This is a genomic window from Streptomyces sp. NPDC023541 (assembly GCF_055559995.1).
Genome location: NZ_JBVHJO010000008.1, coordinates 86,061 through 109,748 on the forward strand (window position 1 = coordinate 86,061; position 23,688 = coordinate 109,748).

At 70.9% G+C, this 23,688-nt stretch carries 26 protein-coding genes; 4 read left to right on the plus strand and 22 right to left on the minus strand.

The window, feature by feature from the left end; translation table 11 throughout:
- Window position 1 precedes the first annotated feature (1 nt).
- Together ACZ3X1_RS21105 and pyrR are read right to left on the minus strand one after the other, a co-directional pair.
- Window positions 2-982: an aspartate carbamoyltransferase catalytic subunit gene (locus ACZ3X1_RS21105; protein WP_356812726.1), complete on the minus strand. Its 981-nt coding sequence runs from the start codon at window positions 980-982 to the stop codon at window positions 2-4.
- Between the two features lie 111 nt (window positions 983-1,093).
- A complete protein-coding gene (gene pyrR / locus ACZ3X1_RS21110; RefSeq protein ID WP_030656222.1) occupies window positions 1,094-1,669 on the minus strand; it encodes a bifunctional pyr operon transcriptional regulator/uracil phosphoribosyltransferase PyrR in 576 nt (191 codons plus the stop codon).
- Window positions 1,670-1,956: 287 nt separating this feature from the next.
- Between pyrR and bldD the strand changes: the two genes are divergently transcribed.
- Entirely contained in the window at window positions 1,957-2,457 is a 501-nt protein-coding gene (gene bldD / locus ACZ3X1_RS21115) for a transcriptional regulator BldD (protein ID WP_030026184.1), read from the plus strand.
- 187 nt (window positions 2,458-2,644) lie between these two features.
- Here bldD and nusB read toward each other — a convergent pair whose 3' ends face one another.
- From nusB to ACZ3X1_RS21190, 15 genes are all read right to left on the minus strand, one after another.
- Window positions 2,645-3,079 carry a transcription antitermination factor NusB gene (nusB, locus tag ACZ3X1_RS21120; protein ID WP_356813190.1) on the minus strand — a complete coding sequence of 145 codons (435 nt, stop codon included), beginning with the start codon at window positions 3,077-3,079 and terminating at the stop codon, window positions 2,645-2,647.
- A gap of 2 nt (window positions 3,080-3,081) precedes the next feature.
- Window positions 3,082-3,648, minus strand: a complete 567-nt coding sequence (efp, locus tag ACZ3X1_RS21125) for an elongation factor P (RefSeq protein ID WP_030656220.1) — start codon at window positions 3,646-3,648, stop codon at window positions 3,082-3,084.
- A gap of 59 nt (window positions 3,649-3,707) precedes the next feature.
- On the minus strand, window positions 3,708-4,814 hold the full coding sequence (locus ACZ3X1_RS21130) for an aminopeptidase P family protein (RefSeq protein WP_356813189.1): 1,107 nt from the start codon (window positions 4,812-4,814) through the stop codon (window positions 3,708-3,710).
- A gap of 121 nt (window positions 4,815-4,935) precedes the next feature.
- Entirely contained in the window at window positions 4,936-5,727 is a 792-nt protein-coding gene (locus ACZ3X1_RS21135; protein WP_362626058.1) for an AAA family ATPase, read from the minus strand.
- A gap of 92 nt (window positions 5,728-5,819) precedes the next feature.
- On the minus strand, window positions 5,820-6,260 hold the full coding sequence (gene aroQ / locus ACZ3X1_RS21140; RefSeq protein WP_356813187.1) for a type II 3-dehydroquinate dehydratase: 441 nt from the start codon (window positions 6,258-6,260) through the stop codon (window positions 5,820-5,822).
- Window positions 6,257-7,348, minus strand: coding sequence for a 3-dehydroquinate synthase (gene aroB, locus ACZ3X1_RS21145; protein ID WP_467280624.1), 1,092 nt, complete (start codon window positions 7,346-7,348; stop codon window positions 6,257-6,259). The genes aroQ and aroB overlap by 4 nt, the downstream gene beginning before the upstream one ends.
- A complete protein-coding gene (locus tag ACZ3X1_RS21150; protein WP_356813185.1) occupies window positions 7,345-7,863 on the minus strand; it encodes a shikimate kinase in 519 nt (172 codons plus the stop codon). Before ACZ3X1_RS21150 ends, aroB begins: the two co-directional genes overlap by 4 nt.
- Complete coding sequence (aroC, locus tag ACZ3X1_RS21155; RefSeq protein ID WP_356813184.1) at window positions 7,860-9,044, minus strand: chorismate synthase; 1,185 nt, start codon at window positions 9,042-9,044, stop codon at window positions 7,860-7,862. Before aroC ends, ACZ3X1_RS21150 begins: the two co-directional genes overlap by 4 nt.
- 133 nt (window positions 9,045-9,177) lie before the next feature.
- Window positions 9,178-9,369, minus strand: a complete 192-nt coding sequence (locus tag ACZ3X1_RS21160) for a hypothetical protein (protein WP_356813182.1) — start codon at window positions 9,367-9,369, stop codon at window positions 9,178-9,180.
- A 113-nt stretch (window positions 9,370-9,482) separates the two neighbouring features.
- A complete protein-coding gene (locus ACZ3X1_RS21165) occupies window positions 9,483-10,310 on the minus strand; it encodes a shikimate dehydrogenase (RefSeq protein WP_467280625.1) in 828 nt (275 codons plus the stop codon).
- A 6-nt stretch (window positions 10,311-10,316) separates the two neighbouring features.
- Window positions 10,317-12,101, minus strand: a complete 1,785-nt coding sequence (gene mltG / locus ACZ3X1_RS21170) for an endolytic transglycosylase MltG (protein WP_356813180.1) — start codon at window positions 12,099-12,101, stop codon at window positions 10,317-10,319.
- 129 nt (window positions 12,102-12,230) lie between these two features.
- Window positions 12,231-12,701 (minus strand): Holliday junction resolvase RuvX, encoded by a 471-nt coding sequence (ruvX, locus tag ACZ3X1_RS21175; RefSeq protein ID WP_030028999.1) that lies wholly within the window; start codon window positions 12,699-12,701, stop codon window positions 12,231-12,233.
- A 2-nt stretch (window positions 12,702-12,703) separates the two neighbouring features.
- Entirely contained in the window at window positions 12,704-15,373 is a 2,670-nt protein-coding gene (gene alaS / locus ACZ3X1_RS21180) for an alanine--tRNA ligase (RefSeq protein ID WP_467280626.1), read from the minus strand.
- Window positions 15,373-15,717, minus strand: a complete 345-nt coding sequence (locus tag ACZ3X1_RS21185) for a DUF6167 family protein (RefSeq protein WP_356813178.1) — start codon at window positions 15,715-15,717, stop codon at window positions 15,373-15,375. Before ACZ3X1_RS21185 ends, alaS begins: the two co-directional genes overlap by 1 nt.
- Before the next feature lie 7 nt (window positions 15,718-15,724).
- Window positions 15,725-16,165, minus strand: a complete 441-nt coding sequence (locus ACZ3X1_RS21190; protein ID WP_356813177.1) for a DUF948 domain-containing protein — start codon at window positions 16,163-16,165, stop codon at window positions 15,725-15,727.
- Between the two features lie 280 nt (window positions 16,166-16,445).
- Between ACZ3X1_RS21190 and ACZ3X1_RS21195 the strand changes: the two genes are divergently transcribed.
- Window positions 16,446-16,574 (plus strand): hypothetical protein, encoded by a 129-nt coding sequence (locus ACZ3X1_RS21195; RefSeq protein WP_467280627.1) that lies wholly within the window; start codon window positions 16,446-16,448, stop codon window positions 16,572-16,574.
- Window positions 16,575-16,844: 270 nt separating this feature from the next.
- On the opposite strand, the gene rpsD is transcribed toward ACZ3X1_RS21195, so the two are convergent.
- A complete protein-coding gene (gene rpsD / locus ACZ3X1_RS21200; RefSeq protein WP_030026606.1) occupies window positions 16,845-17,456 on the minus strand; it encodes a 30S ribosomal protein S4 in 612 nt (203 codons plus the stop codon).
- A gap of 286 nt (window positions 17,457-17,742) precedes the next feature.
- Between rpsD and ACZ3X1_RS21205 the strand changes: the two genes are divergently transcribed.
- Window positions 17,743-18,423 (plus strand): DUF2470 domain-containing protein, encoded by a 681-nt coding sequence (locus ACZ3X1_RS21205; RefSeq protein ID WP_467280628.1) that lies wholly within the window; start codon window positions 17,743-17,745, stop codon window positions 18,421-18,423.
- Between the two features lie 171 nt (window positions 18,424-18,594).
- Here ACZ3X1_RS21205 and ACZ3X1_RS21210 read toward each other — a convergent pair whose 3' ends face one another.
- From ACZ3X1_RS21210 to ACZ3X1_RS21225, 4 genes are all read right to left on the minus strand, one after another.
- The gene (locus tag ACZ3X1_RS21210; RefSeq protein ID WP_356813172.1) at window positions 18,595-19,953 is read right to left on the minus strand and encodes a replication-associated recombination protein A; all 1,359 of its coding nucleotides are present in this window, start codon (window positions 19,951-19,953) and stop codon (window positions 18,595-18,597) included.
- 41 nt (window positions 19,954-19,994) lie between these two features.
- Complete coding sequence (locus ACZ3X1_RS21215) at window positions 19,995-20,612, minus strand: vitamin K epoxide reductase family protein (protein WP_356813171.1); 618 nt, start codon at window positions 20,610-20,612, stop codon at window positions 19,995-19,997.
- Window positions 20,613-20,733: 121 nt separating this feature from the next.
- Entirely contained in the window at window positions 20,734-21,987 is a 1,254-nt protein-coding gene (gene hisS / locus ACZ3X1_RS21220; RefSeq protein WP_467280629.1) for a histidine--tRNA ligase, read from the minus strand.
- A gap of 10 nt (window positions 21,988-21,997) precedes the next feature.
- Entirely contained in the window at window positions 21,998-22,711 is a 714-nt protein-coding gene (locus ACZ3X1_RS21225; protein WP_356813169.1) for an MBL fold metallo-hydrolase, read from the minus strand.
- Between the two features lie 153 nt (window positions 22,712-22,864).
- On the opposite strand from ACZ3X1_RS21225, the gene ACZ3X1_RS21230 reads away from it, so the two are divergent.
- Window positions 22,865-23,656, plus strand: a complete 792-nt coding sequence (locus ACZ3X1_RS21230; RefSeq protein WP_356813168.1) for a peptidylprolyl isomerase — start codon at window positions 22,865-22,867, stop codon at window positions 23,654-23,656.
- Window positions 23,657-23,688: the final 32 nt, after the last annotated feature.

A 23,688-nucleotide genomic window follows, 5' to 3' on the forward strand; every position in this document is an offset into this window, starting at 1 on the left:
GTTACTTGCTCTCCTCGGTACGGGCGGTGGTGACGGCGGGCTCGGAGCCTCCGAGCAGCAGGTAGAGGACGGCCATGCGGGTGGAGACGCCGTTGGCGACCTGCTCGACGGCCGTGCAGCGGTCGGAGTCGGCGACCTGGGCGGTGATCTCCATGCCGCGGTTCATCGGGCCGGGGTGCATCACGATGGCGTGCTCGGGCATCTTGGCCATGCGGTCGCCGTCGAGGCCGTACCGGCGGGAGTACTCGCGCTCGGTCGGGAAGAAGGCGGCGTTCATGCGTTCGCGCTGCACACGGAGCATCATCACCGCATCCGACTTCGGCAGCACGTCGTCGAGGCTGTACGAGACCTCGCACGGCCAGGTCTCGACGCCGATCGGCACCAGGGTGGGCGGGGCCACCAGGGTGACCTCGGCGCCGAGGGTGTGCAGCAGGTGGACGTTGGAGCGGGCCACGCGGCTGTGCAGGACGTCGCCGACGATGGTGATGCGGCGGCCGCTGAGGTCCTTGCCGAGGCCGGCGTCGCGGCCGACGAGGCGGCGGCGCATGGTGAAGGCGTCCAGCAGGGCCTGGGTGGGGTGCTCGTGGGTGCCGTCGCCGGCGTTGACCACGGCGGAGTCGATCCAGCCGGAGGTCGCGAGCCGGTAGGGGGCGCCGGAGGCGTGGTGGCGGATGACGACGGCGTCGGCGCCCATCGCCTCCAGGGTCAGCGCGGTGTCCTTCAGGGATTCGCCCTTGGAAACCGATGAGCCCTTGGCGGAGAAGTTGATGACGTCGGCGGAGAGCCGCTTGGCGGCCGCTTCGAAGGAGATCCGGGTGCGGGTCGAGTCCTCGAAGAAGAGGTTGACGACGGTGAGGCCGCGCAGGGTGGGCAGCTTCTTGATCGGCCGGTCCGCGACGCGGGCCATCTCCTCGGCGGTGTCGAGGATCAGGACGGCGTCGTCGCGCGTGAGATCGGCGGCCGAGATGAGGTGGCGCTTCATCTGGATGGCTCCGTAGGTCGGGAGGGCATGCAGGCGGACGGACGTGCAGGGGTGCGGGCGGGCAGGGCAGGGCTCGGCGCGGACCCCGCCGGGGTCCGTCGTCGTGGTGGGCTACTGCCCTGCTGCCTGGGCGGTCCGCTGGCCGAGCAGCACGGCGTCACGGCCGTCCTCCTCCTGGAGCTGGACCTTGACGGTCTCCCGCAGCGACGTGGGGAGGTTCTTGCCGACGTAGTCGGCGCGGATCGGCAGTTCGCGGTGGCCGCGGTCGACCAGGACCGCGAGCTGTACGGCGCGGGGGCGGCCGAGGTCGCCGAGGGCGTCGAGCGCGGCGCGGATGGTGCGGCCGGAGAAGAGGACGTCGTCGACGAGGACGACGAGGCGGCCGTCGAGGTCGTCACCGGGGATCTCGGTGCGGCCGATCGCGCGGGCGGGCTTCATCCGCAGGTCGTCGCGGTACATGGTGATGTCGAGGGAGCCGACGGGGATCTTCGTGCCGGTGATCTCTTCGAGCTTGGCCGCCAGCCGGCGGGCCAGGTACACACCGCGGGTGGGGATGCCGAGGAGCACCACGTCGTCGGCGCCCTTGGCGCGTTCGACGATCTCGTGGGCGATACGGGTCAGGACCCGTGCGATGTCCTGCGCCTCCAGTACGGGGCGCGCGGAATCGGAGTTCTGCTGGGCGTCCATGAAAAGGACCTCCTTCTCCGCCTCACGGGACGGACCTTAAAGGACGTCTGATGTACGTGTCCCACGGTACCAGGGCGGCGGTGGTGGCTCGGCACCCGGGGTCCGCGCAGGGGCGCCCACGGGGCTGCTGGCGCCGCCCTGGCGGGGGGATGGAGACCATTCGGCTTGACGCACCCAAGTAACGCTGCGTAACCTCACAGTGAGTTACCAGCCGCGCGGCGGAGCCGCACGTAGTTGTGTAGTCGCAGTGTCCATGCAGTCACAGCGTCACAGCGTCCGGGAGCGTTATGTCCAGCGAATACGCCAAACAGCTCGGGGCCAAGCTCCGCGCCATCCGCACCCAGCAGGGCCTTTCCCTCCACGGTGTCGAGGAGAAGTCGCAGGGCCGGTGGAAGGCCGTGGTGGTCGGGTCGTACGAGCGCGGGGACCGCGCCGTGACCGTCCAGCGCCTGGCCGAGCTGGCGGACTTCTACGGGGTGCCGGTGCAGGAACTCCTGCCGGGCACGACTCCCGGCGGAGCGGCCGAGCCGCCGCCGAAGCTGCGCCTCGACCTGGAGCGGCTGGCGGGCGTCCCCGCCGAGAAGGCCGGCCCGCTGCAGCGTTACGCGGCGACGATCCAGAGCCAGCGCGGTGACTACAACGGCAAGGTGCTGTCGATCCGCCAGGACGACCTGCGCACCCTGGCCGTCATCTACGACCAGTCGCCCTCGGTCCTGACCGAGCAGCTCATCAGCTGGGGCGTGCTCGACGCGGATGCCCGTCGCGCGGTGGCGCACGAGGACGTCTGACCCTCACGCTCCACACCAGCAGAAACGTTTACCGGTGGGTGCCGGGCCCTTGCGGGGGCCCGGCACCCACCGGTTTTTCCGTCCCCCGCGCCCCGAGGCCGTAGGGGCGACAACGGAAGGGCCCGCAGCGCGTGCGCTGCGGGCCCTTCCGAATGGCGGTGCCGGTGCCGCCGTGGGCGGCGTCCGGTCAGCTCTCGCTGCGCCGCAGGCTCGGCTTCAGGTCCTTGAAGCGGGCCAGCAGCCCGTTTACGAACGAGGGGGACTCGTCCGTGGAGAACTCCTTGGCGAGCTGGACGGCCTCGTCGATGGCCACGGCGTCCGGGGTGTCGTCCACCCAGATCAGCTCGTAGGCACCGAGCCGCACGATGTTCCGGTCCACGACCGGCATGCGGTCGAGTTCCCAGTCCACGGCGTAGGTGACGATCAGGTCGTCGATGCGGTTCACCTTGTCGGCGTAACCCTCGACAAGATCCATCGTGAAGGCGCTGACCGGCGGCTGCCGGTCGTCCGACCGCGCGTGGCGGATCCAGTCCGCGAGGACCTCGCGGACGGACACCCCGCGCTGGTCGGCCTCGAAGAGGATCTGGAAGGCGCGCTTGCGCGCGTTGCTCCGGGCAGCCACGGTTAGCTGTTCACCCGGCCGAGGTAGGCGCTGGTGCGGGTGTCGACCTTGATCTTCTCGCCGGTGGTGACGAAGAGCGGGACCTGGATCTCGTGGCCGGTCTCCAGCTTGGCGGGCTTGGTGCCGCCGGTGGAGCGGTCACCCTGGACACCCGGGTCGGTGTGCTCGATGGTCAGCTCGACGGCGGCCGGGAGCTCGACGTAGAGCACCTCGCCCTCGTGCTGGGCCACGGAGGCGGTGAAGCCCTCGATGAGGAAGTTGGCGGTGTCGCCGACGGCCTTCTTGTCGACCATCAGCTGGTCGTAGGTCTGCATGTCCATGAAGACGAAGTACTCGCCGTCCATGTAAGAGAACTGCATGTCACGGCGGTCGATGGTGGCCGTCTCGACCTTCGTGCCGGCGTTGAAGGTCTTGTCGACGACCTTGCCGGAGAGCACGTGCTTGAGCTTGGTGCGCACGAAGGCCGGGCCCTTGCCGGGCTTGACGTGCTGGAACTCGACGACGGACCAGAGCTGGTCACCGTCGAGCTTGAGCACCATGCCGTTCTTGAGGTCGTTCGTGGAAGCCACGGTTGCGGAATCTCCTGCACTGGAAGACCACGGGTGCGCGCACTACCCGGCAGTGCGGGCTAGAGCGCGAGCAGCTCCTTGGTCGTAATGGTGAGTAGCTCGGGACCGCCGTCCGCCTCGGGGCGTACGACGAGCGTGTCATCGATCCGGACACCTCCCCGGCCGGGGAGGTGAACCCCCGGTTCGACGGTGACCGGCACGCAAGCGTCCAGTTTACCCATTGCCGTAGGTGCAAGCTGCGGGTCCTCGTCGATTTCGAGGCCGACACCGTGTCCCGTCGATGGAGCGAGGGCTTCCGCGTGCCCCGCGGAGTCCAGCACGGACCGGGCCGCGTGGTCCACTTCCCGGTAGGCGGCCCCCGGCAGGAGCGCCTCCCGGCCAGCCCGCTGGGCGGTGAAGACGCAGTCGTAGAGCTCGATCTGCCAGTCGGCCGGGGTGGTGCCGATGACGAAGGTCCGGCCGATCTCGCACCGGTAGCCGCGGTAGTTGGCACCCAGGCAGACGGAGAGGAAGTCCCCCTCCTCCACCCTGCGGTCGGAGGGCCGGTGCCGGGAGTGGCCGGAGTGCGGGCCGGTGCCGACCGAGGTCGGGAAGGCGGGGCCGTCCGCGCCGTGGTCGACGAGCCGGCGCTCCAGCTCCAGCGCGAGGTGGCGTTCGGTGCGCCCGACGAGGATGGACTCCAGCAGCTCGCCCAGTGCCTGGTCGGCGATCTCGGCGGCGATCCGCAGACAGGCGATCTCGCCCTCGTCCTTGACGAGGCGCTGCTGCTCCACCGCGTTGCCGAGGTCGGCGAGGCGCAGCTTGGGCGCGACGGACCGCAGGGCCCGGTGCCGGGCGACGGTGAGGTGGTGCTCCTCCACGGCGAGCGAGTCGGCACGTACGGAGGAGGCGGCGTCGGCCGCCGCGACGGCGGGATCCCCGCCGCGGCCGGCCAGCACGGTGACTCGGAGGTGTTCGTCGAGGCGGCCCTCGTCGGCCTCGCCGGTGGGCGCGCCGGCGCAGAACATCGCGTCCTCGGTCGGTCCGACGAGCAGTACGGCGCCGAGCGGTGACGCCCCGGAGAGGTAGCGGACGTTCGCCGGACGCGTGATCAGCGCTGCGGCGTTCCCCGCGGCGGCGCATCGGTCGCGAAGCAGGCCCCGACGGGCGGCGTACACGTCTGACATGTCTTCGAGCGTACGAGCGCCGTGCGGATCCGGCCCGGCGAGCGCGTCCGGACGAGGCGCGGCACGGGCCCGCCGCGACGGGCCGACTCCCCTGGCCCCTCCTGCGACCCCGGCGGGAGCGCTACCAGCCGCCGGGTGCCGGGAGGGCTCTGGCCAGGGCCTCGTCGAGAGCGCGGGCGGTGCCTTCGACGTCGAGCTGGGAGTTGTCGATGATCGGCAGTCCGGAGCCGTACCAGCCGGCCATCCGGCCGTGGATGCGGGCGACCTCCTCGTCGGAGAGCCGGCGGTTGCCGGAGCGCTCGGCGTTGCGCTCCAGGACGATCTCCAGGCCGGGCAGGAGCACGACCGGCAGCAGCGTCGGTCCCACGTGCCGCTTCCAGCCGCCCAGTCCCACCACGGGCCGGTCGGGGAAGACGGCGTCGTCGAGGATGCAGGAGATGCCGTTGGCCAGGTAGTTGCGGGCCGCGAAACCGCAGGTGCGGCGGGCGAGCCGGTACTGGGCCTCGGAGTGCTCGTTCCAGCCGGCCTGCGGGTCGGCGAAGCCGGAGCAGACCCATTCGCGCACGTCGTCCAGGCTGACGTGCGCGGTGGGCACGGGACGGGTGCTGGCCCAGTGCCGGGCCACGGTGGTCTTGCCCGCGCCGGCGGGCCCGATCAGCAGTACGGCGAGCACGGCGCCGCCGGTCCCCGCCACCGCGGGCGGCAGCGGGATGTGCCCGGTGGCTTCCGGTACGGGCGCCACCTGGGGCGGCGGCGCCGGCGCCTGGTGCGGGGACGGGGCCTGCTGCTGGGACGGCGGCGGGGGCGGGTGCGAACCCGGCCAGCCCTGCGCCGGGGGTATGGGCGGCTGCGGGGGCGCCGCAGGACGCTGCCCCGGCTGCCCCCAGCCCCCGCCACCCACTCCTTGGTGCATCCGCTGCCACTCCGTCTCGTTCCTGCGACTGATGCGAGAACGTTATATGACCGCGGAGGCCCGACCGTCCACCAGGCCCCGGGCGGGGTGTGTCAGGAGTCGATCTCGTCCGCCAGCGCACGCAGCGCCAGCCGGTAGGAGCCGATACCGAAGCCCGCCACGGTCCCGGTCGCCACGGCCGCGATGACCGAGGTGTGCCGGAACTCCTCACGGGCGTACGGGTTGGAGATGTGCACCTCGATCAGCGGCGCCGTACGCTGCGCGGCCGCGTCCCGCATGCCGTACGAGTAGTGGGTGAAGGCCCCCGGGTTGATGACCACGGGGATCTTCCCGTCCGCCGCCTCGTGCAGCCAGCGGATGATCTCACCCTCGTCGTTGGTCTCGCGGACCTCGACGTCGAAGCCGAGTTCCTCGCCCAGCGACCGGCAGCTCTCCACCAGGCCCGCGTACGAGGTGGCCCCGTACACGTCGGGCTCGCGCGAGCCGAGCCGGCCCAGGTTCGGGCCGTTCAGCACGAGGACGGGCCGGCTCACGCCGACACCTCGCCGTAGGCGGCGATCAGGTGTGCCGGGTCGGGGCCCTCCAGGACGGTCGGCTTGCCCAGGCCGTCGAGGACGATGAAGCGCAGCAGGTTGCCGCGGGACTTCTTGTCGACCTGCATGGTCTGGAGCAGCTTGGGCCACTGGTCGCCGCGGTAGGTCAGCGGCAGCCCGACGGAGGCGAGGACCTCCTTGTGCCGGTCGGCGGTCGCGTCGTCGAGGCGGCCGGCGAGCCGGCCGAGTTCGGCGGCGAAGACCATGCCGACCGACACGGCCGCGCCGTGCCGCCACTTGTAGCGCTCGTTCTTCTCGATGGCGTGCGCGAGGGTGTGGCCGTAGTTGAGGATCTCGCGGAGTCCCGACTCCTTGAGGTCGCTGGAGACGACGTCGGCCTTGACCTGGATGGAGCGCACGATCAGTTCGGCGGTGTGCGGACCGGCGGGCGTACGGGCCGCCTGCGGGTCCTCCTCGATCAGGTCGAGGATCACCGGGTCGGCGATGAATCCGGCCTTGATGATCTCGGCGAGGCCGCTGATGTAGTCGTTGACCGGCAGGGACTCCAGCGCCGCCAGGTCGCAGAGCACGCCGGCCGGCGGGTGGAAGGCGCCCACGAGGTTCTTGCCCTCGGCGGTGTTGATGCCTGTCTTGCCGCCGACGGCCGCGTCCACCATCGCCAGGACGGTGGTCGGTACGGCGACCCAGCGCACGCCGCGCAGCCAGCTGGCCGCGACGAAGCCCGCCAGGTCTGTGGTGGCTCCCCCGCCGACGCCGACGATGACGTCGGTGCGGGTGAAGCCGGACTGGCCCAGCGCCTTCCAGCAGTACGCGGCGACCTCGACCGTCTTGGCCTCTTCGGCGTTCGGCACCTGGATGGCGATCGCCTCGTAGCCCTGGTCGGCGAGGTCGTCGCGCAGCGCCTCACCGGTCGAGGCGAGGGCCTCGGGGTGGATCACGGCGACCCGCTGGGCCTTCGTACCGATCAGGGAGCCGAGCTCGCCGAGCAGCTGCTGCCCGACCAGCACGTCGTACGGGTCATGGCCGGCGCTTCCGCCGACGTGGATCCGCGTCACCTGGTCTGTCATACGTCCTTCAACTCCAGAGCGTCGAGGACCGCCTGGGCGACCTCTTCGGGGGTGCGGTCGTCGGTGGCCACGACGACGCGCGCGACTTCGGTGTAGAGGGGGCGTCTGGCCTCCATCAGCTCGCGCCACTGGCGGCGCGGGTTGACGGCGAGCAGCGGGCGCGCGGCGCCGAGGCCCACGCGCCGTACGGCTTCCTCGACGTCCATCGAGAGATAGGCGACGGGCAGGCCGGTCAGCAGTTCTCGGGTGCCCTCGTCGAGGACGGCTCCGCCGCCGAGGGCGAGGACTCCGGTGTGCTCGGCGACGGCGGCCGCGACGGCCTGCCGTTCCAGCTCGCGGAAGTACGGCTCGCCCTCGTCGACGAAGATGTCGGAGATCGGCCGGCCCTGGGCCGTGACGATGTCCGCGTCGGTGTCCCGGTAGGGGACGCCGAGCCGCTCGGCGAGCAGCGCCCCCACCGTGGACTTGCCGGACCCCATGGGTCCGACGAGGACGACGAGCGGTCCGGCCGTCACCGGATCTGCAGGTTGTCGAGGTAGGCCCGGACGTTGCGGCGGGTCTCGGGCACCGAGTCGCCGCCGAACTTCTCGACGACGGCGTCGGCCAGCACGAGGGCGACCATCGCCTCGGCGACGATGCCGGCGGCCGGCACGGCGCAGACGTCGGAGCGCTGGTGGTGGGCCACGGTCGCCTCGCCGGTGGCGACGTCGATGGTGGCGAGGGCGCGCGGAACGGTCGCGATGGGCTTCATCGCGGCGCGGACGCGGAGCAGTTCGCCGGTGGTCAGGCCGCCTTCGGTCCCGCCGGAGCGGCCGGAGGTGCGCTTGATGCCCTCGGGGGTGGAGACGATCTCGTCGTGGGCCTTGGAGCCGGGCACGCGGGCGAGCTCGAAGCCGTCGCCGACCTCGACGCCCTTGATGGCCTGGATGCCCATGAGGGCTCCGGCGAGGCGGGCGTCGAGCCGGCGGTCCCAGTGGACGTGCGAGCCGAGGCCGACCGGGACGCCGTAGGCCAGCACCTCGACGACGCCGCCGAGGGTGTCGCCGTCCTTGTGGGCCTGGTCGATCTCCGCGACCATCGCCTTGCTGGCGTCGGCGTCGAGGCAGCGCACCGGGTCGGCGTCGAGCTTGTCGACGTCGGCGGGGGTGGGGAGGACTCCGTACGGGGCCTTGGCGGCGGCCAGCTCGACCACGTGGGAGACGATCTCGATGCCCGCGACCTCCTTGATGAAGGAGCGGGCGACGGCGCCGAGGGCGACGCGGGCGGCGGTCTCACGGGCGCTGGCGCGCTCCAGGATCGGCCGGGCCTCGTCGAAGCCGTACTTCTGCATGCCCGCGAGGTCGGCGTGGCCGGGGCGCGGACGGGTCAGCGGCGCGTTGCGGCCGGTGTCCTTGAGGAGCGAGGGGTCGACCGGGTCGGCCGACATGACGGTCTCCCACTTGGGCCACTCGGTGTTGCCGATCATGACCGCGATCGGGGAGCCCTGGGACAGGCCGTGGCGGACGCCGCCGAGGAAGGTGATCTCGTCCTGCTCGAACTTCATCCGGGCACCGCGGCCATAGCCGAGCCGGCGACGGGCCAGGTGATCGGCCACCAGCTCGGTGGTGACCGGGACGCCGGCGGGAAGACCCTCCAGCGTCGCGACCAGTGCCGGTCCGTGCGACTCTCCCGCGGTCAGCCAACGCAACCTGCTCAACGATGCTCCTCATGCTCGCGCCTGGTACTGCGACGGCGCGATCGGGTGCGCGGCCCGGACCCGCCTCACCCGAATCCTCCCACGTCCGGAGTGGTTTCTTGGGCCCCGGTCCAGCTGTCGGACGCCTTGGAGGTCAGCGGACGCGGCTGCGGCGGCCGCGGAGCCAGCTGATCGCCGTCCACACGCCGACGGAACCGAGGAGTCCGAAGACGACGGCCTTGGCCCATACCGGCAAGTCTCCGAAGGCCACCCTGATCAGGCTGAAGAGCGCCAAGGGGAGGTCCCACTTCGACGCGAGTAGCTGCTCCGTGTCCGTTCCGTCCATCCCATCCCCCTGTAAAAGTGCAGGTGAACAGGGTAGCGGGTGATATTACCGCCGAGTAGCCACAATCCCGCCAAGATCGCCCGCCGACGGGACCGGCCGGCCGCGCCGGAGCCTCAGCGGGCTCCTGAGAGGGCCGCGAGGCCTGCGCGCCGCATCACTTGGAGCGGCGCCGGGGAGCGGCCCGTCATCTGCTCGACCTGGAGGACCGCCTGGTGCACCAGCAGGTCCAGGCCGCCCAGGAGCTTGCCCCCGCGCTGTGACCAGGCGGCGGCCAGGGCCGTCGGCCAGGGGTCGTACAGGACGTCGAAGAGGGTGCCCGGGGCGGCCGGGACCGCCGCGGCCAGTTCGTCGGTGGCTCCGGCCGGGGTGGTCGCGATGACCAGGGGCGCCTCCAGCGCCGCTGCGGCCTCGGACCAGTCGGCCGTGCGGACGGGGACGCCGAGCCGCTCGCCCCACCGGCGCATCTCGCCGGCGCGCGCCGACGAGCGGACGTACGCCGTGACCTCGCCGGTGCAGATCCGCGAGAGCGCGGCCAGCGCCGAGGAGGCGGTGGCCCCGGCCCCGAGGACGGCGGCCGAGGGGACCTTCTCGACGCCGCGCTCGTGGAGCGCGGCGACGATGCCGGGGATGTCGGTGTTGTCGCCCAGGCGTCGGCCGTCCCGTGTGAGGACGACCGTGTTGACGGCCTCGACGCAGGCCGCCGTGTCGCTGACGCCGTCCAGCAGCGGGATGACAGCCCGCTTGAGCGGCATGGTCAGCGACAGCCCGGCCCACTCGGGGCCGAGCCCGGCGACGAACCCGGGGAGCGCGGCCTCGTCGATCTCGAAGCGGTCGTACGACCAGTCGTCGAGGCCGAGCTCCCCGTAGGCGGCACGGTGGAGCACCGGTGAGAGCGAGTGCTCGATGGGCGAACCCAGCACCGCGGCCCGTATCCGTGTCATGTCCTGCTACCCGCCGTTCTTCTGCTTCTGCCGTTCCTGGAACTCGGCGACGAGCTTGAGGTGCTCGTCGTAGGTCTTGGTGAAGGTCGTCGTGTTGCCGTCGACCGACACGAAGAACATCCAGCCGCCGTGGTCCGGGTTGAGCGTAGCGGTAAGGGCGTCCATGCCCGGGTTCCCGATGGGGCCGACGGGCAGCCCCTTGATGAAGTGGGTGTTGTACGGGTTGTTGAACGCCTGGGCTTCCTTGAGGTTGAAGTTGATCTCGCTCTGGTTCTTGGCGTAGTTGTACGTCGAGTCGAACTCGATCTTCTGGTTCGTGACGTCGTTGGTCTTCTTCATGCGGTTGTAGACGACCTCGGACATCTTGCGGAAGTCGTCGTGGTTCTTGCCCTCGGCGTTGACGAGGCTGGCGACCGTGACGACCTGGAGCGGGTTCTCCAGCCCCAGCTCCTTGGCCTTGGCCTCGATGCCCAGCTCCGCGTACTTGTCGGTGGCGTTCTTGACCATCTGCTTGAGCAGCGACTCGGGTGTGCTGTCCTTGCTGAGGTCGTAGCGCGTCGGGAACAGGAAGCCCTCGAGCGGGTCCATGAGCTTGGGGTTGTTCCCGGCCCAGGCCGGCAGCCCCAGGTTCTTGGCGTCGCGCAGGGCGATCTCCCGGGTGGTGCCCTCCGGCTTGCTCAGCTTCTTGTCGATCGCCTCGTACACCTTGGAGTTGCGCATGCCCTCGGTGACGGTGATGACGTTCAGCTTGGTGGGGTCGATCATCAGCGCGACGGCGGCCGCACCCGACATCTTCTTGTTCATCGGGTAGACACCCGGCTGGATGGACTTGCCCTTGGGGTTGGCGTTCGCCGCGTCGACGAAGGCCTGGGCGCTGGCGACGACGCCGGCCTCCTTGAGGATGCGGCCCATCTGCCCCAGGCCCGCGCCCTTGGGGATCTCCACGTCGACGACCTCGCCGGCGCCCTCGCCCGCGAAGTCCTCGGCAGGGGCGAACCTGGCCTTGATGTAGGTGTAGCCGTAGTAGCCGCCACCACCGACCACGCCGAGGATGACCACGGCGGCGAGCAGGCAGGCCGTGCCGCTGCGCTGCTTCTTGCCGCCCTTCGGCGAACGGCCGCCGCGACGGCCCGCGGGCTCGTCTCCGTCACCGTCGTCCTCGCCGTCGCGACCCGCGCCGCCGACGGGGAGGTCGCTCTCGGGCTCCTCCTGCTCGACCGGTTCCGGCTCCAGGTGGCGCCGGCCCGGGGGCTGCGGCGGCGGGTAGGCCTCGGCCGTGCCGTAGAGGTCGGGGGTCTCGCCCGGGTAGCCGGCCGACGGGTGCTGGGCGTAGTCCGCCCCCGCGTACGGGTCGGTCTGCACCGCGGCCGTGTACTGGCTCTGGCCGGTGTCCCAGCCCTGGCTGTCGTACACCGGCTGCTGGGGCTGCCCCTGCTGCGGGGGCTGCCCCTGCTGCGGCGTGTACTGGTGCGGCGGCTGAGCCTGCTGCGGGTGCTGAGCCTGCTGGGGATGCTGAGCCTGCTGCGGGGCGTACCCCTGCTGCGGCTGGGCGTACTGCTGCTGCGCGTACTGCTGCTGCTGGTACTCGGGGTACTGCTGGTACTCCTGGTACTGCGGCTGCTGGGGGTACTGCTGCTGGTACTGGGGCTCCTGCTGGTACTCCTGCTGCGGGGCACCGGCGTACGGCACCTGGCCCTGCTGGGTCTGGTGCCCGGTCCACCCCTGGTCCCCGTACAGGGGGTCCTCAGGGTGCCAGGGTTCGGGGCCACGGCCCCGGCCATACTCAGTCATCGGTCCCCTAGAGCCGCGAGACGCGGGGCCATGGACTCCGTCGTCCGTGGCACCCGGTTCCGCCTCTTTGACGGTGGGCGACGGCTGTTCGAATGCCGTCTCATCGCGCGGAACGTTACCGTATCGCGATCAGACAACCACTTCGACGCACTCGCCAGGCGGATTACCTGATACCCGTTCGGTCTCAAGAGCGTTCTGAAGGATCACCACAGCGGCGGCCTGGTCGATGACCGACCGGCCCTTCTTCGCGTTCCTGCCGGAGGCGCGCAGCCCCTGGGCGGCGGTGACCGTGGTCATCCGCTCGTCCACCAGACGGACCGTCACCGGCTTGATGCCCTTGGCGAGTTCGTTCGCGAAGGCGCGCACCTTGGCCGCGGCCGGCCCTTCCCGCCCGCTGAGCGAGCGGGGGAGGCCGACCACGACTTCGAGGGGCTCGTACTCCTCGACGAGCTGCCGCAGCCGCCGGTGGGCGAAGGGGATGTCCCGGCCCGGAACGGTTTCCACCGGTGTGGCCAACACCCCATCGGGGTCGCAGGACGCGACCCCGATCCGGGCGTCCCCGACGTCGATGGCCAGTCGGCGGCCGCGGCGCAGTGTCATCGTCAGGCCGTCTCGACGACGAGGCGCTCGACGGCGCTGATGGCCTCCGGGACGGCAGCCGGGTTCTGGCCGCCGCCCTGGGCGACGTCCGGCTTGCCGCCACCGCCGCCGCCGAGGGTCTTGGCGGCCGTACGGACCAGGTCACCGGCCTTGAGACCGCGCTCGCGGGCCGCCTCGTTGGTCGCGATGACGGTCAGCGGGCGGCCGCCCGCGACGGTGAACAGGGCCACGACCGCCGGACGGTCGCCGGGGATCCGCACGCGGACGTCGAGGACCAGCTTGCGCAGGTCGTCGGCGCCGATGCCGTCCGCCACCTGGCCGACGACCAGGGCGACGCCGTGGATGTCCTGGGCGTTGGCGGCGAGACCGGCGGCGGCCTGGAGGACCTTCTCCGCGCGGAACTTCTCGATCTCCTTCTCGGCGTCCTTCAGCTTGCCGAGCATCGAGGCGATCTTCTCCGGCAGCTCCTCCGGACGGCCCTTGACCAGCTCCTGCAGCTGGGCGACGACCGTGTGCTCCTTGGCGAGGAAGTTGTACGCGTCCACGCCCACCAGGGCCTCGACGCGGCGCACGCCGGAGCCGATGGAGGACTCGCCGAGCAGCTTCACCAGACCCAGCTGGGCGGTGTTGCCGACGTGCGTGCCGCCGCACAGCTCCTTGGAGAAGTCGCCGATGGTGACGACGCGCACGCGCTCGCCGTACTTCTCGCCGAACTCGGCGATGGCGCCCTGCTTCTTCGCCTCGTCGATGCTCATGATCTCGGCGGTGACGTCCAGCTCGCGGGCGAGCACGTCGTTGATCTTCTGCTCGACGTCGGTGAGGACGGTGCCCGGGACGGCGTTCGGCGAACCGAAGTCGAAGCGGAAGCGGCCGGGGCTGTTCTCGGAACCGGCCTGGGCGGCCGTGGGGCCCAGGGCGTCGCGCAGCGCCTGGTGCGTCAGGTGCGTGGCCGAGTGGGCGCGGGCGATGGCCCGGCGGCGGCCCACGTCGATGGCGGCGTACGCGGAGGCGCCCACCGTCACCTCGCCGACCTGGACGGAGCCCTTGTGCACGGAGACGCCCGGGACGGGCTGCTGCACGTCGCGGACGACGATGACGGCGCCCGAGTCGAGCTTGATGCGGCCCTGGTCGGCGAGCTGGCCGCCGCCCTCGGCGTAGAAGGGGGTGCGGTCGAGGACGACCTCGACGTCGTCGCCCTCGGAGGCGGCGGGCGCGGAGACGCCGTTGACCAGCAGGCCGACGATGGTGGACTCGCCCTGGTTGGTGGCGTAGCCGGTGAACTCGGTGGCGCCGGCGCCGTCGGCGATCTCCCGGTAGGCGGACATGTCCGCGTGGCCGGTCTTCTTGGCCTTGGCGTCGGCCTTGGCGCGGTCGCGCTGCTCCTGCATCAGGCGGCGGAAGCCGGACTCGTCCACGGAGAGGCCCTGCTCGGCGGCCATCTCCAGGGTGAGGTCGATCGGGAAGCCCCAGGTGTCGTGGAGCAGGAACGCCTTGTCACCGGAGAGGACCGTGCCGCCGGCGGCCTTGGTATCGGTCACGGCGGTGTCGAGGATGTTGGTGCCACCCTTGATGGCCTTGAGGAAGGCGGCTTCCTCGGCGAGCGCGACGGTCTCGATGCGCTTGCGGTCGGTGATGAGCTCCGGGTACTGCTGCCCCATCGTGTCGATCACGACGTCGACGAGGTCCTGGACGACGGGTCCCGTGGCGCCCATGAGGCGCATGTTGCGGATGGCGCGGCGCATGATGCGGCGCAGCACGTAGCCGCGGCCCTCGTTGCCGGGGGTGACGCCGTCGCCGATGAGCATGACGGAGGTGCGGATGTGGTCGGCGACGACGCGCATGGACACGTCGGTGTCCCGGGCGGCCCCGTACCGGACGCCGGTCAGCTCGGTGGCCTTGTCCATGACCACGCGCAGGGTGTCGGTCTCGTACATGTTCTGCACGCCCTGCAGGATCATGGCGAGGCGCTCGAGACCGAGACCGGTGTCGATGTTCTTCGACGGCAGGTCGCCGAGGATCGGGAAGTCTTCCTTCCCGTCGCCGGCGCCGCGCTCGTACTGCATGAAGACCAGGTTCCAGATCTCCACGTAGCGCTCGTCGTTGACGGCCGGGCCGCCCTCGACGCCGAACTCCGGGCCGCGGTCGTAGTTGATCTCCGAGCACGGGCCGCAGGGGCCGGGGACGCCCATGGACCAGAAGTTGTCCTTCTTGCCCAGGCGCTGGATGCGCTCGGCGGGGACGCCGATGACGTCGCGCCAGATCGTCTCGGCCTCGTCGTCGTCGAGGTAGACGGTGATCCAGAGCTTCTCGGGCTCGAGGCCGTAGCCGCCGTCCGCCACGGAGCTGGTGAGCAGCTCCCAGGCGTACTTGATGGCGCCTTCCTTGAAGTAGTCGCCGAAGGAGAAGTTGCCGCACATCTGGAAGAACGTGCCGTGGCGGGTGGTCTTGCCGACCTCTTCGATGTCCGGCGTACGGACGCACTTCTGCACGCTGGTGGCGCGGGGGGCCGGGGGCTTGGTCTCACCGAGGAAGTACGGCTTGAAGGGGACCATGCCCGCGTTGACCAGCAGCAGAGTCGGGTCGTCCGCGATGAGCGACGCCGAAGGGACAACGGCGTGACCGCGCTCCTCGAAGAAGCTCAGCCAGCGGCGGCGGATTTCAGCCGACTCCATCAGTGGTCCTCATTCCGGTTGTACGAAAGCTTTGGTCGGGGGTTGCTCTGGTCGTTCTCGATGGCCCGCAGCCGTCGCGGCCCGGGGAGGGCGGTGACGTTGTCGGGCCGGTCGGGGTCCTGGTGGAGCCCCAGTGCGTCGTTCAGCTCGTCCTCGCGCTGCGTCATTCCCGCTTTGACGTCGAGGGCGAAGTCCTTGAGGCGGTGGCCCGCCTCGACGGCCTTGTCGGCGGCCTGGGCCGCGAGGCTCTCCGGCGTCAGCTTCTTGAGCTGACGGTTGACCTTGGTGGTGGCCCACACGCCGGCGGCTGCGCCTGCGGTGAACCAGAAGGCTCGGCGGAACATCGGCGTCTCAGTCCTTCTGCTTCCGGCGCCGGGCGGCCGGCACCGTTCGGCCAACGATCACAGTACGGCGGGATGCCTTCGGCGGCACGCCGCCCGGGGCGGCGTCCCCCTTGCCCAGCGCCTTGCGGACGCCGTAGCCGAAGGCCGCGACCTTCACCAGCGGTCCCCCGAAGGCGGTGGCCACGGTGGAGGACAGCGCGGAGGCGTTGGAGGTGACCTCCTGGACGTCGCTCGCGATGGCGTCGACCCGGTCGAGCTGGGTGCGCGCGGAGCGGACGGTGCTGGAGGCGTCGGCCAGGAGCGGTACGGCCTGGTCGGTCACTTCGGACACCAGCTTGGTCGTCGCCCTGAGCACCTGCGCCAGCCGCACCAGGGCGACGGCGAGGAAGGAGATCAGGATGGCCCAGAAGACGGCCACGATGATCCCGGCCACCTCTACACCGGACACGTCACACCGCTCTCTGTCTGTACCCGAACCGCCGGCGGCAGCGATTCCTACAAATGGTCCTCCGACCCTATCGCGCCGGGGATACCCGGCCGTACCCGAATTCGGGGTAGGGGCGACGCATCTTGGACGCAGTGCATCCGGACCAGTACGCTCCGTGTCCGATGCGACAGAGACCCCTTCGACATACCGCCCGGGGCAATCTTCCCTCGGAGCTGAGCGGGTTCATCGGGCGGGGTGCCGAACTCGCCGAGGTGGGGCGGCTCCTGGAGGCCGCGCGCTGGTGACGGTCGCGGAGGGGGAGCCGGCCGAGGTCGCGGTGCTCCAGGGCGCGGCGGAGCCGATGTGGGGCGGGGTGGGGCTGCAGCTGTTCGGCGCCCCGCGGCTGATGTGCCGGGCGCGGGCGGGCTAGCTGCTGGGCGCCGAGCGGTACGCGGCGTACGCGGCCGAGGCCCGGGAGCTGGGTGGGGAGGCGCTGGTGGTGCGGGCGCTGCGGGGGGGGCGGCGCCGGCGCCGCGGCCGGCCGAGCGGGGCGGGGTGCCCGGCCCGCGGGTCGCGCGCAGCACGGCGCCGGCGGACCAGCCGTAGGAGGTGTCGTACCCCCGGAACGCGGAAAACCCGCCGCCCCATGGAGGGAGCGGCGGGTTTCCACCAGCCTGTGAGGGCTACGCCTGCCGGAAGATCAGCGGGCGTAGTACTCGACGACGAGCTGCTCGTCGCAGATGACCGGGATTTCCTTGCGGTTCGGGTCGCGGTCCAGGCGGAAGGCCAGGGCCTTCAGGTTGACCTGCAGGTAGCGCGGGGTCTCGCCCTCGCCTGCGTAGCCACCCTCACGGGCGACCTGGAACGGAACCTTCTCGCGGCTGCGCTCGCGCACGGTGATGACGTCGTCCGGGCGGACACGGAACGACGGCTTGTCGACCTTGGCGCCGTTGACCTCGATGTGGCCGTGAACGACCATCTGGCGGGCCTGGTAGATCGTGCGGGCGATGCCCGAACGCAGGACCAGGGCGTCGAGACGACGCTCGAGCTCGACGACGAGCGCCTCGCCCGTCTTGCCCTCGGCCTTCTTGGCGCGGTCGTACGCGCGGGCCATCTGGCGCTCGGAGATGTCGTACTGAGCGCGCAGACGCTGCTTCTCCAGCAGACGGACCTTGTAGTCCGAGTTCTGCTTGCGGCCACGGCCGTGCTCGCCCGGCGGGTAGGGGCGGGCCTCGAAGTACTTGACGGCCTTCGGCGTCAGGGCGATGCCGAGGGCGCGAGACTTCTTGACCTTGGGTCGCTTCTGGTTCACGGGGAACCTACCTCCATGTAAGTTAGGTGAGGCTTACCTTAGCGAGGAGGACGTAATGTCTCGACCACATGGGATCCCCCTGCCCAGTGCGCAACGCAGTTCGGATTCAGACGAAACAGAATCCGCTTGCGCCGACGATAAGCAAGGTCAGCCGCGTCCCAGGGAAGGCGTTCGGCAGCTCACCGGAGCCGAACGCGTACGAACCCTCGTAGAGTCCAACGCCTCAGTATCCCTCACACTGATCGGTGCTCGTGACAGTCACGGGTCCGAGGAGTTCGGGACAGGGATGCCGGTCGCGCGGACCGCCACCCCGGACGGGGACGTGATTCTCCTTGTCTCAGGGGAATCCACGGCTGCCAGGGCAGCCGCTCACGCCCAGGACGACGACCTCACCGCCGTGATCGAGATCACGGATGTGGCGCCGGTGTCCGTTCCACATCGTATCCGAGGCCGGGCCTGGCTGGCCGGGTGGCTGACGCCGGTGCGCGGGGACGACCGCGGGGCGTGCGCCGCGCTGCTCGCGGAGCGGCACCCCGTGGGCGAGCTGCTGGGCCTGGGCGAGTCCCTCGACGCCCCTCACGCCGGGCGCCCGGCCTGGATGATGCTGCGCCTGGAGGTCGGCGAGATCACCGTGGACGACCTGTGGGGCGCCGAGCACGTGGACCCCGACGACCTGGCCGCGGCGGAGCCCGACCCGGTGTCCCCGCACGAGGCGGAGCTGCTCCAGCACCTGCACTCCGCCCACGGCGACCGGATCGGCGAGCTGTGCGGGCTGCTCGGCGACCGAGGGGCGCGGGGCATGAGCGCCGTCCCGCTCGCCCTCGACCGCGCCGGCCTGCGCGTCCGCTTCACCGGCGGCGCCTCCGGCGGCTCCTTCGACGCCCGCTTCGACTTCCCGGAGCCGGTGAAGGACATCTGCGGCCTGCGCCGGGCGATGGGCACCCTCTTCTCGGCCGCCGCTCACTGAGGGCGGGCGGCCGGCACGTCCTGCAGCGCCCGCTTCTCCGGCGCGGTCACGGACAGCCCGCCGGGCAGCTCGGACAGCCCGGCTCGGGCACGCCTTAGGGAGTGTCGTCGAAGTGGCGTCGGCCGCCCGAAGGGCGGCCCCGCCGGCCCTGCGGGACTTTGACGACACTCCCTAGCCGCGGTCGGTGCCGCGGAGGCGTTCGCGGACCTTTTCCACCACGTCCGCGTAGCGGGCCTCGGCGCCGTAGCGGGTCGGCTCGTAGTACTGCTTGCCGTGGATCTCGTCCGGGGCGTACTGCTGGGCGGCGATGGCGCCCGGCACGTCGTGCGGGTACACGTACCCCACGGCGTGCCCCAACTTGGCCGCGCCCTTGTAGTGCCCGTCCCGCAGGTGCGTCGGGACGGAGCCGGCGAGGCCCGCCCGTACGTCGGCCAGCGCCGCGCCGATCGCGGTCGTGGCGGTGTTCGACTTGGGGGCCAGGGCAAGGGCGATGGTGGCGTGCGAGAGGGTCAGCGCGGCCTCCGGGAAGCCGATCATCGCCACGGCCTGGGCCGCGGCCACCGCGAGCGGCAGCGCCGTCGGGTCCGCGAGGCCGATGTCCTCGCTCGCGGAGATCATCAGGCGGCGCGCGATGAACCGGGGGTCCTCGCCGGCCTCGATCATCCGCGCCAGGTAGTGCAGCGCTGCGTCCACGTCGGAACCGCGGATCGACTTGATCAGGGCGCTCGCCACGTCGTAGTGCTGGTCGCCGTCCTTGTCGTAGCGGACCGCCGCCCGGTCGACCGCCTCCTCCAGGGTCTGGAGGGTGATCTCGTCCTCGCCCTTGGCGATGGCCGAGCCGGCCCCCGCCTCCAGTGCGGTCAGCGCGCGCCGGGCGTCGCCGCCTGCGATCCGCAGCAGGTGCGCCTCGGCGTCCTGCGGCAGGGTCACCGCCCCTGCCAGGCCCCGCTCCTCCGTGAGCGCGCGCCGCATCAGGCCGCTCAGGTCGGCGTCGGTCAGCGGCTCCAGCGTGAGCAGCAGCGATCGCGACAGCAGCGGGGAGATGATCGAGAAGTACGGGTTCTCCGTGGTGGCCGCGATCAGCGTCACCCAGCGGTTCTCGACGGCCGGCAGCAGGGAGTCCTGCTGGGCCTTGCTGAAGCGGTGGATCTCGTCGAGGAAGAGGACGGTCTCCTTGCCGTACCCTCCGGCCGCGCGGCGCGCGCCCTCGATGACGGCCCGTACCTCCTTGACGCCCGCGGTGATGGCGGAGAGCTCCACGAAGCGCTTCTGCGTGGCCTGGCTGACCACGTAGGCGAGGGTCGTCTTCCCGATGCCGGGCGGGCCCCAGAGGATCACCGAGGAGGCGCCGGCCGGGCCTCCGGCCCCTTCCCCGACCAGTCGCCGCAGCGGTGATCCGGGCTTCAGCAGGTGCTGCTGGCCGACGACCTCGTCCAGGGTGCGCGGGCGCATACGGACGGCGAGCGGCGAGCTCGCGGGGTCCTTCTCCTGGCGCTCTTCGGCGGCGGCGGTGAACAGGTCTGGTTCCACATGGGAAGCCTAAGCGAGCCCACCGACAACGCCGGCCGCCGTCAGGAGGTCCAGAAGTCCCACCAGCGGGTCAGGACCAGCATGCCGATGATCCCGATGTGCAGGACCGGCAGCACCCAGGTGAACTCCTCGAAGAAGCCCTTCAGCCAGCCCGGGGCCGGCAGCAGCCCGGCGCGGACGTTGTGGGAGGTGACGTACCAGAACATCAGGATCGTGGCGACCCACGCCAGGGAGCACCACAGGCACAGCGCGTTGATGTTGTAGAGCGACTGGTAGGTGAGCCAGGCGCAGAAGACGACCCCGAAGAGCGTGCCGGCGTTGAAGGTGAGCCAGTACCAGGCGCGGAACCGGGCGCCGGCCAGGATGCTCATGCCGACGCAGATCACGATGCCGTAGGCGACCAGGCCCAGCATGGGGTTCGGGAAGCCGAAGACGGCCGCCTGGTCGCTCTTCATGATGTTGCCGCAGGAGACGACCGGGTTGAGGCTGCAGCCCGGTGTGAAGTTCGGGTCCTCCAGCAGCTTGAACTTGTCGATCGTGATCACCCAGGCGGCGAGCAGGCCCGCGGCCCCCGTGATCACCAGCAGCAGGGCCAGCGCCCGGCTCGCCCCGAAGGCCGGCCCCCGGGCGGTCTCCGCGTCCGTATCCCGTGTCGTCATACCGCCCGCTCCACATCTGCCAGGTGATCAAGCACGGGCCATTGTGCCGTACGAGCCTGTGAACGGACGGGGCCGGGGAAAGATCCCCGGCCCCGTGCTCAGGCGTTCGCTGCCGCCGCCGTCAGGCGAGGCGGGCCTGGACCGTGTCGATCAGCTCGCCGACGGGCACGGCCGTCTGGTCCCCGGACTCCATGTCCTTGAGCTGGACGACCCCCTCGGCGAGGTCGCGGTCGCCCGCGACGATCGCGAAGCGGGCACCGCTGCGGTTCGCGTCCTTCATGGCGCCCTTGAGGCCCTTGCCGCCGTACGACATGTCCGCCGCGACGCCCGCCTTGCGCAGCTGCGTCACGAGCCCGAACACGGTCGCCTTGGCCTCGCCCAGTGCCACGGCGAACACGGAGGTCGACGCGGGGATGTCGAGTTCGACGCCCTCCTTCTCCAGCGCGAGGACCGTGCGGTCCACGCCGAGCGCCCAGCCGACCGACGGCAGCGCCGGTCCGCCGATCATCTCGGACAGGCCGTCGTAGCGGCCGCCGCCGCCGACCGCGATGCCCAGGCCGTCGTGGACGAACTCGAAGGTGGTGCGGGTGTAGTAGTCCAGGCCGCGCACCAGCTTGTCGTCGTCCTCGAAGGCGACGCCGGCCGCGGTCACCAGGACCCGGACCTGCTCGTGGTACGCCTTGCAGGCGTCGCACAGGTAGTCGCGCAGCACCGGGGCGCCGACGAGCTGCTTCTGGACGTCGGTCCGCTTGTCGTCGAGCACGCGCAGCGGGTTGATCTCGGCGCGGCGCATGGTCTCCGCGTCGAGGTCGAGGCCTCGCAGGAAGGACTGCAGGGCCTCCCGGTACACGGGGCGGCACTCCTTGTCGCCGAGCGAGTTCAGCAGGATCCGGAAGTCGCGCAGGCCGAGCGAGCGGTACGCCTGGTCGGCCAGGATGATCAGCTCGGCGTCCAGCGCGGGGTCCTCGGCGCCGATCGCCTCGGCACCGACCTGCGAGAAGTGGCGGTAGCGGCCCGCCTGCGGCTTCTCGTAGCGGTAGTACGAGCCGGAGTACCAGAGCTTGACCGGCAGGTTGCCCTTCTTGTGCAGGCTCGCCTCCAGGGCGGCGCGCAGCACGGAGGCGGTTCCCTCGGGGCGCAGGGCGAGCTGGTCGCCGCCCTTGGTCTCGAAGGCGTACATCTCCTTGGAGACGATGTCGGTGGACTCGCCTACGCCGCGGGCGAAGAGGCCCACGTCCTCGAAGCCGGGGGTCTCGATGTAGCCGTAGCCGGAGTTGCGGAGCGGGGCCGCGATGGCCTCGCGTACCGCCAGGTACTTCACGGAGACCGGCGGGATCAGGTCGTACGTGCCCTTGGGGGCCTGAAAAGTAGCCACGAAGCTTTCGTCACATTCCTCGTCGTGGAGCGGCTGTCGGGTCCGCTGCCAGGCCGGCGGCGACCTCCCGCAGGTACGGGTTGGTCGCGCGCTCGCGGCCGATGGTGGTCTGGGGACCGTGGCCGGACAGCACCACGGTCGTGTCGTCGAGCGGCAGGCACACGCGGGCCAGCGAATCGAGCATTTCGGCGTGGGAGCCGCCCGGCAGGTCGGTTCGTCCGATGGAGCCGGCGAAGAGCAGGTCGCCCGAGAAGAAGACCGGCGGGATGTCGGCCAGCTCGGGCATCCGGAAGGTCACCGACCCCTTGGTATGGCCCGGCGCGTGCGCCACGGAGAAGTCCATTCCGGCCAATCTCAGGGCGGCGCCGTCGGCCAGCTCGCGGACGTCGTCGGGCTCCCCCACGGTCAGCTCGCCCATGAGGGGCATCCCGATGGACCGGCCGAGGGCCTTCTCCGGGTCGCTCATCATGTAGCGGTCCTCGGGGTGGATCCAGGCCGGTACGTCGTGTGCTCCGCACACCGGGACCACCGAGGCCACATGATCGATGTGGCCGTGGGTCAGGACGACCGCGACGGGCTTGAGCCGATGCTTCCTCAGCGTCTCCTCGACACCCTGGGCGGCCTGGTGGCCCGGGTCGATGATGACGCACTCCTCGCCGGCGGCGGGGGCGACCACGTAGCAGTTGGTGCCCCAGGCGCCTGCGGGGAACCCGGCAATCAGCACGTTCGTCCTCAATCGTCGTCGGCGGGAGGGTGCAGGTCGTCAATCCTGCTGCTCAGAGCCTACCGGCGCCGCTCATTACACAGCGAACCCATATACGGTACGGCCTATCCCAGCCCGGACAGCAGTATCAGACACGTACAAGGAGACGACCCGGTGGTCACGAGCGATCAGCGGCGGCGACAGCTCGCCAGGGAGAAGTACGAGCGCCAGCAGAAGCGCCGCGCCGAGGCCCGGAAGAAGACGCGCCAGCGGGCGGCGGTGATCGGCGCGGTGGTCGCCGTGGTGATCGCGACGCTGGTGGGCCTGATCGTGGGCGGTGTCTTCGACAAGGACAAGAAGGACCAGGCCGCGGACCCGGCGGCGAACCCGTCGGCCTCGGCGACCGCGCCCGAGCCGAAGCAGTCCCCTTCGCCGGAGATGGCGATCGACCAGAAGGGGAAGTACACCTTCGCGCTGAAGACCAGCGCGGGTGACATCAACTTCGCGATGGACGCGGCGAAGACCCCGCAGACGGTGAACTCGTTCAAGTCGCTCGCCGACAAGGGCTACTTCGACAACACCAAGTGCCACCGGCTGACGGCCGGGGGGATCTTCGTGCTCCAGTGCGGCGACCCCGAGGGCACCGGCCGCGGCGGCCCGGGCTACAACATCCCGGACGAGAACCTGGACTCGCTCGGCAAGGCCAACGAGCAGGGCCAGGTGATCTACCCGGCCGGCACGGTGGCCATGGCCAACACCGGCCGGCCCGGCTCGGGCGGCAGCCAGTTCTTCCTGGTCTACAAGGACAGCCCGCTGGCGCCGACGTACACGCCGTTCGGCAAGATCGACGCGGCAGGCCTGAAGGTCCTGGAGGAGATCGCCAAGGCCGGCACGGTCGACGGCGGCCAGGACGGTGCGCCGAAGAACGATGTCAAGATCGAGAAGGGCACCGTCACCCAGAACTGACGGGGTGAGCGACCCACGGGCCGGCCGGCCCG